This window comes from Klebsiella sp. KP20-425-1, assembly GCF_025813515.1.
Lineage (GTDB): Bacteria > Pseudomonadota > Gammaproteobacteria > Enterobacterales > Enterobacteriaceae > Klebsiella > Klebsiella pneumoniae.
Map to the genome: position 1 here is coordinate 3,113,376 of NZ_CP109614.1, position 13,429 is coordinate 3,126,804.

The following is a 13,429-nucleotide window of genomic DNA, read 5'->3' on the forward strand; positions in this document are numbered from 1 at the left end:
AGTGGCTATCAATGATCGGCGCTGACGTAACGCATTGATGCCTCAATTCGACTGGCAACATTAAGCAGGGAAATATTTATAAATCGTATTCACCCCCTCCTATTACATCGGCTACCGACCCAATGTTTTAACTACTCAGACCAGAAATATCTGGAAGCTTTAGGCATCTTCTTGGAAGATAGATGAGCGCAAAGACACACACAGCAATGATGTTATGTAGTATTTTCCCCTTGAGTGTGCCTGCTCAAGGGGATTTTTTATCGCCGTATTGTACTGGCAAATATTTGTAAATCGTCTTCACTCCCACGCCTGTCACATCGGCCACACGCGACTGGACAGGCGGTTAGTCCGGTATGTTTCTCGCGCTACTACTGCTTACGTTAACGTCTGGTAATGATCTAGCGGCGCGACGTAAAGCGGCGTTGAAAGCAATTATAGTGACCGGCCGGCGATGGTACTTCACACGGTTAGAATGACTCTGAAATAAATAAACATCTTCTGGATAGCGTTCTCTTCTACGAGCAATCATCGCCTCCACTGGAGGGGTTGATTTAACACGTAGCTCCTTCAGGTGACCCTGTTTTCGTATCAGTATCAAGTCACCATCAATATCATCATATCGAATACTCAGCAGCCTTCCAGCGCTTAAACCCGTGTGAAAAATTAACGCCCACAAGTCAGCCCATGTATCTGAGATGGAAACAAGATTGCTGTTAATAGTTAAAAATTGCTCAAAACTTATTGTTTTCTTACCGTTCATGAACAAACCAAACTGTTTTCAAAGCTGAATGAATTGATTAAGCCAAACGTAACATATCAGGAAAAGTAGTGAAATCTTTGCCTTCAAGTCGCCGGGAGGTACTTGTAGATTGTTTTCACGTCTACACCTATCACATCGGCTACCTGCTGCCGGGTGGCGCCGTTCTCCAACATCCTGTTGCAGCGCTCAACGCTCTCAGCCTCACACCACAACTGTGTTATTCAACATCGCACAACGCTATCCTTCGATCCTGGTGACAACTAAAAATCAATTCGGTCTGTTCTTCATTATCTCCCTTGTCTTTTCATTTCCAAAATTAACGGCAGAAGAATTATATTTTTTGTTCGATATCAGAGAATCAACCAGATTAATGCCATCAGACAAAAAATTAACTCCAATAAGAGAAACTTGATTATCGTATGACTGCTCAAACATTACATATTTGCCAGTATTTTTTCTTATAAAGATCGAACCACCATTAAATGTGAATGATGACCCCCTCCCTGACAATTGAACCAATGGCTGACTTCTCTCCTTGAACTCTACATGTCCTGATATCTGTACATGACCATTTGTTATAACTGCAATTGATTTGCAATAGTCAAAACTACCATCAGACCAGTATATTTTACCATCAGGATTGTCAACGTAGAAAGCAACACCACCATTCTGCCATATGCAGGAAATAAAGGTATAGCGTTCGTATGTCTCTTTTTCCCTTTTTATATCAAGTAGTGTTTGGCAAGAGTTAAAGCCACACATAGACCATGTCCACCCCCAACCGCCAGGTCCGTTTGTAAAAATACAATCAAAACCAGTAAATCTGCACTTCGTAATATTCATTAAACATACTGGATTTTTATCTCCTAAAGTGCTGGCGGCACAATAGAATAAATCTGTTTTCCTCCTTGAAAAAAAATTAATTGAGTCGAAAAGGGCACCAACATTGTTGGTATATGCTGAACTTGCCCCGCCCTCGCCGTTGAACTCAATGCAATACCCATCCCCTTCTATGTCGAACAATAATGTAGCCGGCCCTGTAACACAGACTTTGCTGGCATCTATAGTTAATGGACTGCGAACGTTGAATACCCCCGAGAGGGATATTTCCGTTTTTTGGTACCCGTTAGGAACTTTCTTTGCTAAGGAGGCTGCGTAATCAAGCATAGATTGAAGCTTTAATGTGTGGTCCACCTGACCACCATCGCCATGCAAGAATGGATTCATTGTGGCGGAAGGTTGAATCGCTAACGATTGATTACTTTTGCCGATTAATAAAAACGAAAGTGGCATAAAATTACAGATAAAACCACGTCTATTCATACATGAAACCTGTTAATTACCTGCTCAAGATGAGTATTTTTTATCCATCTCTATAATGCACATGAATCCTATTGATTGCAACAACAATCCATGCAATAATGTTTTCCCGGAAATTTAAAATTAGAAAAATCTTAAACATGAAAATCAGTATACCTGGCGCAAAATACAAATTGTCCTGGATTTTTATTTTAATGTATTTTCTGCCATCTTTTATTTTTGTCTTCTTTAAGCAATCCTCACTTGCTGTAGGTATTGCGATCGTTTCAATATTAATAATACTCTTTGATATATTACAAATAACCAACCGAAAGATAGGAGTTAAGGGGCTAATTTTATTCGTATTAGTAATAATGCTTTTATTAATCGAGTCATTTCACTCGGTGTACTCATTCAACGACAGCAAACCTATTATGTCAATTCCAGTTGTAATCCTTATGATTATAGCTGCATGGTCTCTTTCTTTTAGAATAGAGAATAGCGACGAAATAGTCGTTAAGGATTCTTTTAAGTTTGCTTTATGTGTATTTTTATTTTTCGGCTGGCTAGCTGTATTTAGGACAATTGACATTGGCAATTACGCATCAAAAGGGAAAGGTGCGTTTCCCTTCTCGGAGGATAGTCATTACGCCCTTTGTGCCGGTTTCCTTTCTTGCATAGTTGGATCAACCTCAAGTTTTAAGGGTAAGCTTTTCATTCTACTAAATATCTCTGCTCAAGCCATTCTATTCCCCAATCTTACCTTGCTGGTTTTCTCTTTGATATGCTGCTTCCTGTTTTGGTTTTCAAACAGATTCTTATTGTTGGCAGTTTTAATTTGTGTTGTTGCAGTATCTGGAACACTGATTTTGCAGTCAATGCAAGGAACATTTGCAGGGGATTACTTACTATCTCGCATGGACCTAAGTAAAAACTCAAACAACCTCACTACATTGGTTTTTTTACAAGGGATTGATGACAGTATTCGCGCTCTCACTGACACATATGGCATTGGGTTAGGATTTCAAAGGGCTGGAACAGATACCCTTGGAGAATATGGCTATTTAATCAAGGTGCTTACCGGCGGTGAATACAACCGTACTGATGGTGGCTTTCTTTCTTCAAAAATTATAACTGAGTTTGGGGTTATGGGACTTATGGCATCCCTCTTATATACCTTATTAATATTAAGAAGTGTAACGAATTACAGACAGTCAGACAGTCAGACAGTCAGACAGTCAGACAGTCAGACAGTCAGACAGTCAGACAGTCAGACAGTCAGACAGTCAGACAGTCAGTATATCATAAAAATATCATCAGCCGCAATGATTGCATTCTCTGTTGAGTTCTTCCTGAGGGGGTATGGTTATTTCTCGCCAAGTGTTATTTTGCTTATAGCTCTAACTCTCTGCTCAATAAGAATAAAGAAAAATCGCGCATAAAGGCAAAGTTTATATGGCCCCCCCCATCCAAGGTAGGGCCATATTATAACCACCGCTACGCCCCCCAGAATTAAAAATCTAATCCATCAGGCTCACGCCGAAATAAGCCCCCACGACTCTGATGCCTCTCCCGCTTCTCTTTCAGCATCACGCCAGAAACGGGGGAGACCATCAGCCCCGACGACGACATAGCTGGATGATTCTGTGTCGTCGTCTGTATAGGTCATTTTCACGACGTATTCCCCCTCCTGCATCCCATCGAAGCGAACTTTATTACCGATCTCTAATTCCGCTTTCGCACTGGCCCAGTCCATAAATACCCCTTACGTAGTTGCAAAATAAAAACCGCTGACGGTCACTGTCCCGCCCGCTGCATTGAGCTGCGGATATGAAGTGGCAGCAGACCCGTTATTGAACAGCAGCTGCGCCACCATGCTGCTGGCCACGTTTCTCATAAACAGCCTGCCCGATGTGACAGACGGGTCTACACCAGCAGTTGCCGGGCTGGAGGGCTGGATAGCATCCGACGTTGACGTGAACGGTAACCCCTGAACCAAAATGGGGCCGGAGCCGGTATGCGCGGTCCACGTCACTGACAGGGTGAAATGAACGAGATTGCCGATTCGGGTGTATTTACCGTACTGGTTAGAATAGGTTCCCGTCCCGCCCGTGGTTGCCCCTGCCACACCCGGGGTAAACGTCCCCTCAGCGTAACGTTCTGTCCCGGTATTCCCCAGTGAGCCGCCCCAGAAATTCCAGTTGTCCACAACCACGGCAAAACTGGTTGTCGCCTGATTGTGGTACAGGTATTCACTGGTGAGGCCGACGGTATTATCCACCGTATTATTTTTTACGGTTATGCGGGATGCCTGAAGTCCGCCTATCCATAGGATGTAGGTGGTCGCCAGCAGGGGTATGAAGGTGTTATTTCTGACGTTGATGTAAGAGGCGTTCGAGTCCGTGCTATTACCGAATCGCAGCATTGCGACAGTACAGCCACGCATCGTGTTGCCCTCAATAGTCAGCCCCCGGGTGTCTGCCTGAACGCGAATACCGTAAAGCCCTCCCGAAATCGTATTCCCGGTAATGGCGATGTTTCGGGGCTGGCTGATAATGCGGTTTACGTGGACATTCTGGGTGTTATCACTCAGGTTGTTACCCGTTACCACCCCGTCCGCCACAGTCTCCAGGAATACCCCGGTCAGGCTATCACTGACTGTATTCCCGACAATACTGAAATTGGTACCTATTGGTGCCGACCCTGTGTTATTCCCATAAACATCAATACCGTTATCTGCGCAACGCTTCACGATGTTAGCGGTCATATTGAGACCATCAAATGCCGTGACCTGCAATCCAATATTGCCGCAATCATAAACCTGACAGCCGGAGATACTAATATTCTCGGACGCGATGGTAAGACTCCCCCGAACGGAAGCCCCGCAGCCCGGCATATTTTTAAATGTACAGTTTATTACCTCGGTATTTTCTTTGACGTAAATCCAGACCCCGTGGGCATTGACGTTGGCCGCCTGATTTTCCGCATCCCCGTCCAGCGTTATTCGCTCAATCGAGATATCGGAGGGATAGTTATCGTCCGTCTGGTCTGTACCGAAAAATCGCACTAACGAATCGCTGGCGGAGACCGTCCCCGGCAACCATTTAATCGTCCCGCCACCAGTGATGCGAACCCCTGATTTGAGCTCGAATGACCATTTCCCCCTCACCGTTCCGCTGTCGAATACCGCCGGTACCGTGGAGGTGAGAAACACGCCCGGTGGCACTATGACATTCTGCACGTGCCCCGTCGACTGCCAGGCTGCGTGGGCGGCATCGATTGCGTCCTGAATAGCCTGCCGGCTGTCAAATTCGCTGTAGCCGTCCTCGCCGGCACTCCTCGCGCCGTATGCGCAAATATTAAAGCCGTAGATGCGTTTTAATATTTTCTGGGCGGTTTCTTCCCAGATAGTTCTCACCAAAGAAAGCCCCAGACCCTCTTCGCTTGAACCCAGGTTTTGGCGAAGCGCTGCATCACCGACAGATACAAAATGCGCAGCGTCAGTACCGGTCCATGTTTCGTCAGTATTACCAGCCGTGGTAAACGGGATATCTGTCGCTGCGGTGAGTTTATACAACTCGTTGTTATAGCGAATGAGCTGGTTATACTCAGTAAGTGTCAACGGGCCAGCGGTGTAATCACCGACAATCTGATAGCCCGAACTTTGGATGAAGGTATTGAACCGACTTTCCTGGCTGGTGAGTTGCGTGACAAATGCCGACTCCATTCCGAAGAAAGAGCGACGCGTTTTGCCCAGACGGTCGGTCCAGATTAAGGCGGTCAGGCTGTTAAGTGCAAAGTCGAGGTTCTCGGCGTTATCAAATAAATCCTTTACAGCCGCCGAACCCAACGGGTTGCCGGTTTTATATGTGCTCATAGTCGCCCTATAACAAAAAACCCGCCGAAGCGGGTTGTTGAGAGTTATTTCTGTTTTATGCAATATCGCCGGGATAACTGGCGTTGTCGTAGTCGTAGAAGGACGCGCGGTACTCTTTGGCCGTAACCTGACACGTCCCGTCTGATTGTGGGGCAATCTCCTCAACAATGGCGTCATAGACATGACGCGTTGAGCCGCAGAACACCAGGCGGACTGGCTCAATGGCTGGTGAAGTCTGGTCAATCTTCAATGGGTCATCAAAATCACTCAGGTGGGAAACGGACAACTGATAATCCCCCACTCTGCTCGCCACCATCAGACCGGACGCAGAGCCATCCTGATAGCGGATCAGCGCACGGGGATTTTCGAAAGACCAGTCCAGCGGCTCCGTAACAGTGAAGGTTGTCACGCCGCCAGCCGTTGTCATCGCCTCCACCAGACAGGAAATAGTGTTGTTACCCGGAATATCATCCGTGAGCACGATGCGATCGCCCGTGTTGTAGCAGAGCGCATCCAGCTCGGTAGTGGTCTGGTATGTAACCCGCTGCTGAAGATACTTCATCAGGCGACGCATGCCGATCTGGTAGGCGTGATCCTGAGAGAGTACCCCATCAAGTTTGTAGTTCTCGATTTTCACCGGCGTGGGATTGTCGGGTGTCCGGCATTTAACGGTCTCCTCTGCCCAGGTGACGCCGTTGATGTACGTCACGTCTACGCCATCAAAATCATCGTCGGACGGCACGGTAAATCCGCTCTGCAGCTCCTCCACCATCTCATGCGGCGTTATGATCCCCGTCCAGGGCTTAATCCCCTCGCGGTTGACCGTTGCAAGGCCATCGCTTAACAGGAAGCGGGATTTTCCGGCACTGGCTATCATCTGCAGCATTTCCAGCGCCGAGATACTGTCGCCGGTGGCGAAATCGAAATTTTCGCCCTGTGGCGTCCAGTACGCGGATTCCAGCGCAGTGATGGTATCGACGTCCATCTCCAGCCCCAACGAGTTCCCGACATGCAGCAGCGCCCCCGAAATGGTTCTGGCCGTTCCTGAGTCATAGGACCGCGTTGCCACAACGTTTACGCGGCGGTCTGACTGCGCCGCCAGCTTCCCGCCCGTCTCGACGGTCACCGCCATCAGCGACACGCCGGGATAGGATGAAGGGCGTGTCAGCAGTCGCCCGCGCAGTGCCTGCCAGTACATACTGTCTCGCGCGTTGTTTGAGCCCTGCTCATTGCGCCGACGGCAGCGAACCTCTACTAGCCCCGGAGAACTGAGGGTGATCCGCTCAGTAAAACCCAGCCCGTTGACGTTTTTCAGCGCGTACTCGCCCTGGTGACTCACCCACCCCGAGCCGGAACCGTAGACGCGATACTGTATCTCCCACTCAACGTGGCGAATCCGTTTTTTGCCCTTACTGTCAAAGCCGCAGATACCGTTCGGGAAAGAGAAATTCACCTCGAACATATCGACGGTCTCATTTTCAGGGCAAACCAGGAACGGCCCCAGCCAGCTCAGCGTGTCGTTAAGACCAGTGGCCTCATAGTCGATCATCGTCCTGGCGGTGAATCCCGGCCACGACTCATCAACGGACCCATTAACCAGGCGCGCCACTGTTGCCGTTGTGCCGTCGGCAGAGACGATCTGGTACTCATTCCCGCGGTGAGCAAGTGAAAGCCGTTGCACACCTTCAGGCATGCCCGAGAATGCGGTTCCCGTAGTGCTGTTATACGCAAGCGTCACGTTTGCCGTTACCGCCGGGCTTCCGCCGGTTGATGCCGTGCCGGAGGTGTAAACCGGGGCATCACCGAAAACGACTACAGGCAGCGAGGAGGATGTGATTGCCCCACCCACGTAAGGACTGACCGCCTCGGTTATTAGTACGGTACCGCCGTTGTCCCGTGCGACCAGGCCGGAGCCAGTGAGCCCCTCGGTAATAGCCGCCAGCAGTCCCGACATCGAGATATAGTTCGCTACCAGCGACACCGTATAGGTGGTACCCTGCCATGTGATCATGAACGTACTGGAACTGGTCGAAAAATCATAGGTAACAGGAGCGGCACTGGCCTGAATTTTTGCTGCACTGCCACCCTCGCCAGGCACCGCCTCCTGACCTGGGGTATAGGACGCAATGACGAGGTCATAATCGACACTGTTGAAACTCAGCGTCACCGGCATACCCGCTACGGGAGCAAGTTCGGTAAGCAACGAGCTGGCAAAAACACTGTAACCAGAAGAGGTGGAGATCAGATAATTTGTCGGCGCCTTAATTTCAACTATGGCCCCCGTTACCCAGCTGTCCGGAAGAGAATTATCGTCCTCGTCGTCATCGTCACCATCATCCGTATCAAGGCCTGTAAAGGTTACGGATGCACCAGAAACCGTCATGCTGTCAGCGATAATATCGTCGGAATCAGGTGAGGTCTGGGCCATGTCCAGCCCTGTTCCGCTTGATGTTCCACCGACCTCTGTCGAGTTGAACCAGTTCTCGCTGCGCTCATCGCCGGAAACATCCGCGCCTGGCGGGTAATGGGTGCTGCTGAACCCCGGCAGCGTTGAAGCTGGCGTACTGCCAACCCGGATATCGCCATTGGTATAAATCAGATCACCGACACCGAGACACAGCAGCATCTGGACGCGCATTTTCGTAGGATCGGCGGCATCAAACCGGGTAACCGGCTGCACCACATAATCAGGGTAGATACGCACCCGACCAAACACCTCACGAATGGCATCACCGAGTTTTGCAGTATTTGCCTTTGCCGGGTTCAGGTCGAGACTCCGCCCTGTGGATGAGGTATAGCCCCCCGTATCGATACTGCTCATCATAAACAGCGAATAAGCTGCTGCAGCAACGGAGATGCCGACACCTATCCACGCGATGGTGGCGGCCTCCAGCCCGAAGGGCACCGGATAAAGCCGGACATCACTTTCAGGGTGGATCACGCAAGTAGCCCACTCGCCTGGCGGAATGGACAGACCGTCAACCTCAATGGTTAACGGCGGTACATCCCGATCCTCGTAACCTTCAACATTCACCGCCAGCCAGTTTCGAAGGCTGGTTACGCCATGCTCATGCGTTTCGAGAGGTTCACCGGAAAGCCGGGACGGGTAAAAACGAATGGTCATTGCCAGAACTCCACTTTGACAAATCGCCGCTTAAACCGCGCTAACGGAAGAAACGTTACGTTAGATCCTGGATTGCATTCCGCCACATGCAGCAGGCCATCAATACTGACGACAATCCCCACATGGGTGACGGCTGAGCCGGAATAGCAGGCCACCCCCGCACCTTCACAGGGCTCGCAGCGTTCCAGGGTAAGCATCATTTGACGCGCCTCCCGGTCGAGGCCGCCGTCGTCTTTAGTGACCCCGGCAAAATCAGGCCAGAGAGGCAAGCCCAAATCCCGGCGTATCTCGTTCACAATGCCGAAGCAGTCGAGCTGCGGATATACGCGACCGCCCTTCAGCCAGGTGACTGAACGGTATTTATCAGGGATGAACATGATGGATTCCTTAGCTGATATAACGTAGTCCGGGGAAGACAGGGAGCGTGTAGCGGTAACGCGGCCAGGCCATATCGAGGACATTCATATAGCCCGCAGTGATCTGAACCTCTGTAGCCGTCCAGTAACCCGACTTGATTTTCAGCGTATACGGTACCGCCGCAGGCGCGGCTAAATCCGTGGAGATAAAACTGCGGTATGTCAGCGATGCAGACAACCTGTTAGCCAGGGCATTGCGGATCGTCGTGGACACAAAACCATCAACATTGCACAGGGCGAATTTCAAATCTTGCGTACCGTCCGCGTTGCGCGCCGGCAGCGCAATGTCAATCGCGCAGGCGGTAAACGTTACGGTATCGCCGCTCTCCGTCGTCGCCGTAATATCCTCGTACCCCTGGCACAGGTAGTGAACATCTGAGCCAACGGTGATCTGCAGCGTTTCAATGATCACCTCCGGCCCGCTGCTGGCATAGAGCCTGTTAAGTCTTGTCATGCTTCAGGCCACTCCCTGTTAACTGCAAGATCAAGAATATCGCTGTTCACAATGAAGTCAGGGAACTCGGCCCAGCCAGGCGGAAGGATTGGACGCTCCCATAATTCCAGCGTTGCACTATATCGCCAGTATTTACCGCCCTCTGGTCTCGGTCCCTCGTATATATCGACAAACCTACAGACATAATCTTGCGCACCTAAAGGGGTAAGGAGCGGCATGTTGAACCAGTCAGCCCCATCGGTAATGATGTCTCTGTACCAGGCTTCGAAAAGCTGTGCCTGACCATCAGTAAAGATCCATGAAACTGGCGTTTGAGTAGGAACCGAAGTATAAGCTCGCCTTTGTCGCCGCCTGCCGGTAACCATCGCTGTACTTTTTAGCGGAGAAGTCGCTTTAAGACCAAAGTTCTCCTTCAATGGGCAAGGGAGATAATCCTTCGGGTAATTGAGATTAGTTGAAATTGCCATCAGCTAATTTTCCTCCCCGAGGTAGTTTTCCCCATCAGAGCTCTATGTAAATCACCCTGCCCGGTAGCAATAGACTGAACCGCTTTTTGATACCCCATCTGAGCACCATCGGATGCAGCTTTCTTCATCATGGCGATTTGAGCATCAGAGGGATCGCCGTTGACATAGAAACTCATACTCGGCGCATAGGTTGCCCCCCCTGTTGACTGGTTTGCTACTCGATCCAGAGTGGCATCAAGTTTGGCGCTGGTCGCTGCGGTGGTCACCCGCTCTCCTTTTTGAAGCAACCAGGTACCTGTTTCAGGAACTGCATCGATCCCATCGTGGGCCATGCCAGAAAGGGAAGCGGCAGAAATAGCAGCAACCATAGGTTCTGTTATAGCCGCTGCAGCAGCCATCGCGGCTGGAGCTAATCCCGGTCCGACAATTGGGATTGCGGCAGTTGATGCGAAAGCAGCAAGTTGAGCCTGTAAGGCTGTAGCCTGAGCATTAGCGATCATTGAAGGAATAGCAGAGGCTTGGGCACTTTTATTAACCAGCATCTGAACACCTTGATACACGATCCATTGTGCAGCCATATCAACCAGAGCTTTTATCACTGACTTCCCGAGGTCTGCAAATACTCCCTTTATTGCCTCCCCCATCGATTCAGTTCCGCTTACAACATCATATAAATGTTCTGAAACTGAGTCCGTAGCAGCCCCTAAGATTGATGTCATTGCGTCCGCTGCTTGTTGGTAATAATCAGTTGAGCTATCAGCAAAATCAGCTAGAGCACTAGAAATACCAGATTGCCAATCATTTCTTAGGTCATCTGACTCATGGTAATAATCCTTTTGGATCTGCAATCTTTCTTCAAGAGCTTTTTTTAAGGCGGTTTTCTTTTTTTCATATAAGCTTTCTTCAATGTCGCCAGCTTGAAATTGATTTAAAAGCTCCTCTTGTCGAGTTTCATAATCCTGCTGAATGCTGTTTATTTCACGCATTCTTTCGCGGTCTTTCCCTCCGAATGAAAGACCGGATAGTTCATTATCATAACCCTGTTTAACAAGCTTATTCTGTTTATTTAAACCTGACACATATTCTGCAAGCTTAGCATTCTCCTTGTTTGTGCGAAGCTCTTCTTTTCTTGCATCAAGAACTTTTGCAGCAGTACGAAGTTGCTCTTTCTGTGACTCTGATAGTTTTTTAAGGTTTCCACTAGATATATCAAAGTTTATTTTTTCAAGCTCAGTAACTTTAGCTGTTTTTTTGCCAGTTGTTTCTATTAGTGCAGCTTGCTTCTGTAAATCAAGAAGACGACTCTTAAATGCATTACCAGTAGCATTTTTTTTGGCTTTTGGCTGCTTCTGATTAGAATCACCTTTTCCTAAAGAGTAATCATCCGATTTTGGTGTATCTATGCCAAGGTCAGAAAGTAAAGATGTGAGCCCTTTCGCTCCTTTATCTATCTGTTCTGGAGTCATGCTTGACTTTATCGCGCGAAGAAATTGAAGACGTTTAGTTAAAAATTCTAATTCGTCTTTTTGTTCCTTACTTTGATTCCCTCGTTTGTTAAGGAATTCAATGCGCTGTGCAATATCACTTTCATCAGCAGCGTTATAATTACCAGATACAGCACCGATACGAGAGCGGGTATAAGTTGCAATAGCCCCCAGACCACCAGCAATACGCCCCACAACCCCGGCAAGGCTTATGGCTTCACCAACCAGGTCTGATAGCCCCTGAAGAACAGCGGGATCGGTGAAGACGTCACGAATATCATCAAGTCCAGACTGTAATGGCGTAAGATCCACTTTAGCCAGCCCGGAGGCTATTTCCATCTTCAGGCCACGAGCGCTAGCCTCAATATCCTGAAAGAACTGGTTTACTTTGACGAGGTTGTCAATATCCTCTTGTGGCGGGGCAATACCAAAATCTTTTGATAATTGAATAAATTGCTTTAACTTCTCATTGTTGTTCTCGAACAATGGAAGCATTTTTGATAAGTCATTACCGAGGCTTTCAAGAATATTAGTTTTACCAGCCTGACTCGGTATTTTCTGCAATGCTTCACTGATAGCCATAAGTTGCTTATCAGGAGATTGCTCGGAAAGTTTTTTAGCAGAGAGGCCAAGAGTATCGAGTGCTTGAGCCGCCTCTCCTGATTTATTTAAAACAGCATCACCAACTTTATCATTAATGTCTTTAAAAATATCTGCAATGTTATCGCCAGTTAAACCAGCCTGTTCCGCTGCGTATTGCCATGACAATAAATCCTGCGTGGACATTTTTAAGGATTTAGCCCAGCGGTCGGCCTCAGTTACCTGTTGAGCTGTATTTTTAACAATGGATAACCCAGCAGCCCCTATTCCAACTGCTGCTGTGGCTGCAGCTGCCCCAACTGCGATGATTGCTGAACTTACCTCTTTGGCGTCTTTTTTTACCTGGTCACTCCACTTCTGGGAAGCTCTTTCGGCTTTGCCCATGCCCTGAACAAATCCACCTACTTTGGCAATCAGGTCAATTGTTAACGTACCGAGTGACTTGCCAGCCATTGCGTTTTCTCCAGGCAATAAAAAACCCCGCCGCAGCGAGGTTCATCATTAATTTGAAAGGCTACTTTTTAAATGCCTCAGCATAGGTTTGGGCAGTTTTTTGTGATGACTCCATGAGATCATCAGTCAGCGTTTGCTGCCCCCATTTGGTTACTTTCCCGTTTACAAAAGTAACGACCAAACGATCATTGGCTAACTGTTCATTGTCTACAATTGTGTAGGCATACCGTGTCTTATTCCAATAGATCCAGCGCTCACGTTCTGCGTTGACATCCGTCCGTCGCGGTGCTCCCATGATCTGCATAACATCATTTTTTGTCATACCAAGGGACAACAGCATTGACTTCTGGTTGTAGTCAATTTTCTGTTCTGATGGCGCGCAAGCTGTGATAGCTATAGACGAAGCACCAAGAAATAAAGCTAAAATTATCTTTTTCATACCCCTATCCATGTAGTTAATGATCTTATGATCATAGTGATGCTGAATTGTATTTT

At 48.3% G+C, this 13,429-nt stretch carries 11 protein-coding genes and 1 pseudogene; 1 reads left to right on the plus strand and 11 read right to left on the minus strand.

Features of this window, described 5'->3' with window-relative positions; all coding sequences use genetic code 11:
• Nucleotides 1–343 precede the first annotated feature (343 nt).
• The 3 genes and pseudogenes from OHJ17_RS15370 to OHJ17_RS15380 all read right to left on the minus strand — a co-directional run bounded on the left by OHJ17_RS15370 (nucleotide 344) and on the right by OHJ17_RS15380 (nucleotide 2,083).
• A complete protein-coding gene (locus OHJ17_RS15370; protein WP_114505259.1) occupies nucleotides 344–766 on the minus strand; it encodes a site-specific integrase in 423 nt (140 codons plus the stop codon).
• 77 nt (nucleotides 767–843) lie between these two features.
• Nucleotides 844–957 (minus strand): annotated as a pseudogene (locus tag OHJ17_RS15375) (helix-turn-helix domain-containing protein); the annotation flags it as partial.
• A 70-nt stretch (nucleotides 958–1,027) separates the two neighbouring features.
• Nucleotides 1,028–2,083 (minus strand): hypothetical protein, encoded by a 1,056-nt coding sequence (locus OHJ17_RS15380; RefSeq protein WP_135720883.1) that lies wholly within the window; start codon nucleotides 2,081–2,083, stop codon nucleotides 1,028–1,030.
• A gap of 71 nt (nucleotides 2,084–2,154) precedes the next feature.
• Here OHJ17_RS15380 and OHJ17_RS15385 point away from each other — a divergent pair, with 71 nt between their 5' ends.
• Nucleotides 2,155–3,501 carry a hypothetical protein gene (locus tag OHJ17_RS15385; RefSeq protein ID WP_142743272.1) on the plus strand — a complete coding sequence of 449 codons (1,347 nt, stop codon included), beginning with the start codon at nucleotides 2,155–2,157 and terminating at the stop codon, nucleotides 3,499–3,501.
• A 92-nt stretch (nucleotides 3,502–3,593) separates the two neighbouring features.
• Here OHJ17_RS15385 and OHJ17_RS15390 read toward each other — a convergent pair whose 3' ends face one another.
• The 8 genes from OHJ17_RS15390 to OHJ17_RS15425 all read right to left on the minus strand — a co-directional run bounded on the left by OHJ17_RS15390 (nucleotide 3,594) and on the right by OHJ17_RS15425 (nucleotide 13,373).
• Complete coding sequence (locus OHJ17_RS15390; protein ID WP_049026367.1) at nucleotides 3,594–3,815, minus strand: hypothetical protein; 222 nt, start codon at nucleotides 3,813–3,815, stop codon at nucleotides 3,594–3,596.
• Nucleotides 3,816–3,824: 9 nt separating this feature from the next.
• Nucleotides 3,825–5,936, minus strand: a complete 2,112-nt coding sequence (locus tag OHJ17_RS15395; RefSeq protein WP_087826668.1) for a right-handed parallel beta-helix repeat-containing protein — start codon at nucleotides 5,934–5,936, stop codon at nucleotides 3,825–3,827.
• A 55-nt stretch (nucleotides 5,937–5,991) separates the two neighbouring features.
• On the minus strand, nucleotides 5,992–9,060 hold the full coding sequence (locus OHJ17_RS15400; protein WP_114507896.1) for a host specificity factor TipJ family phage tail protein: 3,069 nt from the start codon (nucleotides 9,058–9,060) through the stop codon (nucleotides 5,992–5,994).
• Nucleotides 9,057–9,437 carry a nitrite transporter gene (locus OHJ17_RS15405; RefSeq protein WP_087835413.1) on the minus strand — a complete coding sequence of 127 codons (381 nt, stop codon included), beginning with the start codon at nucleotides 9,435–9,437 and terminating at the stop codon, nucleotides 9,057–9,059. Before OHJ17_RS15405 ends, OHJ17_RS15400 begins: the two co-directional genes overlap by 4 nt.
• A gap of 10 nt (nucleotides 9,438–9,447) precedes the next feature.
• Nucleotides 9,448–9,930, minus strand: a complete 483-nt coding sequence (locus OHJ17_RS15410) for a DUF1833 family protein (protein WP_114505278.1) — start codon at nucleotides 9,928–9,930, stop codon at nucleotides 9,448–9,450.
• Nucleotides 9,927–10,397 carry a hypothetical protein gene (locus OHJ17_RS15415; protein ID WP_114505277.1) on the minus strand — a complete coding sequence of 157 codons (471 nt, stop codon included), beginning with the start codon at nucleotides 10,395–10,397 and terminating at the stop codon, nucleotides 9,927–9,929. The genes OHJ17_RS15410 and OHJ17_RS15415 overlap by 4 nt, the downstream gene beginning before the upstream one ends.
• Nucleotides 10,397–12,934, minus strand: coding sequence for a phage tail tape measure C-terminal domain-containing protein (locus OHJ17_RS15420; RefSeq protein ID WP_114505276.1), 2,538 nt, complete (start codon nucleotides 12,932–12,934; stop codon nucleotides 10,397–10,399). The genes OHJ17_RS15415 and OHJ17_RS15420 overlap by 1 nt, the downstream gene beginning before the upstream one ends.
• Nucleotides 12,935–12,995: 61 nt before the next feature.
• A complete protein-coding gene (locus OHJ17_RS15425; protein ID WP_004899620.1) occupies nucleotides 12,996–13,373 on the minus strand; it encodes an outer membrane protein assembly factor BamE in 378 nt (125 codons plus the stop codon).
• Nucleotides 13,374–13,429 lie beyond the last annotated feature (56 nt).

Coding starts and splice junctions, on each gene's coding strand:
- OHJ17_RS15380 (WP_135720883.1), bottom strand. CDS start 2,083: ATGAATAGACGTGGTTTTATCTGTAATTTTATGCCACTTTCGTTTTTA.
- OHJ17_RS15405 (WP_087835413.1), bottom strand. CDS start 9,437: ATGTTCATCCCTGATAAATACCGTTCAGTCACCTGGCTGAAGGGCGGT.
- OHJ17_RS15415 (WP_114505277.1), bottom strand. CDS start 10,397: ATGGCAATTTCAACTAATCTCAATTACCCGAAGGATTATCTCCCTTGC.
- OHJ17_RS15390 (WP_049026367.1), bottom strand. CDS start 3,815: ATGGACTGGGCCAGTGCGAAAGCGGAATTAGAGATCGGTAATAAAGTT.
- OHJ17_RS15400 (WP_114507896.1), bottom strand. CDS start 9,060: ATGACCATTCGTTTTTACCCGTCCCGGCTTTCCGGTGAACCTCTCGAA.
- OHJ17_RS15425 (WP_004899620.1), bottom strand. CDS start 13,373: ATGAAAAAGATAATTTTAGCTTTATTTCTTGGTGCTTCGTCTATAGCT.
- OHJ17_RS15395 (WP_087826668.1), bottom strand. CDS start 5,936: ATGAGCACATATAAAACCGGCAACCCGTTGGGTTCGGCGGCTGTAAAG.
- OHJ17_RS15420 (WP_114505276.1), bottom strand. CDS start 12,934: ATGGCTGGCAAGTCACTCGGTACGTTAACAATTGACCTGATTGCCAAA.
- OHJ17_RS15410 (WP_114505278.1), bottom strand. CDS start 9,930: ATGACAAGACTTAACAGGCTCTATGCCAGCAGCGGGCCGGAGGTGATC.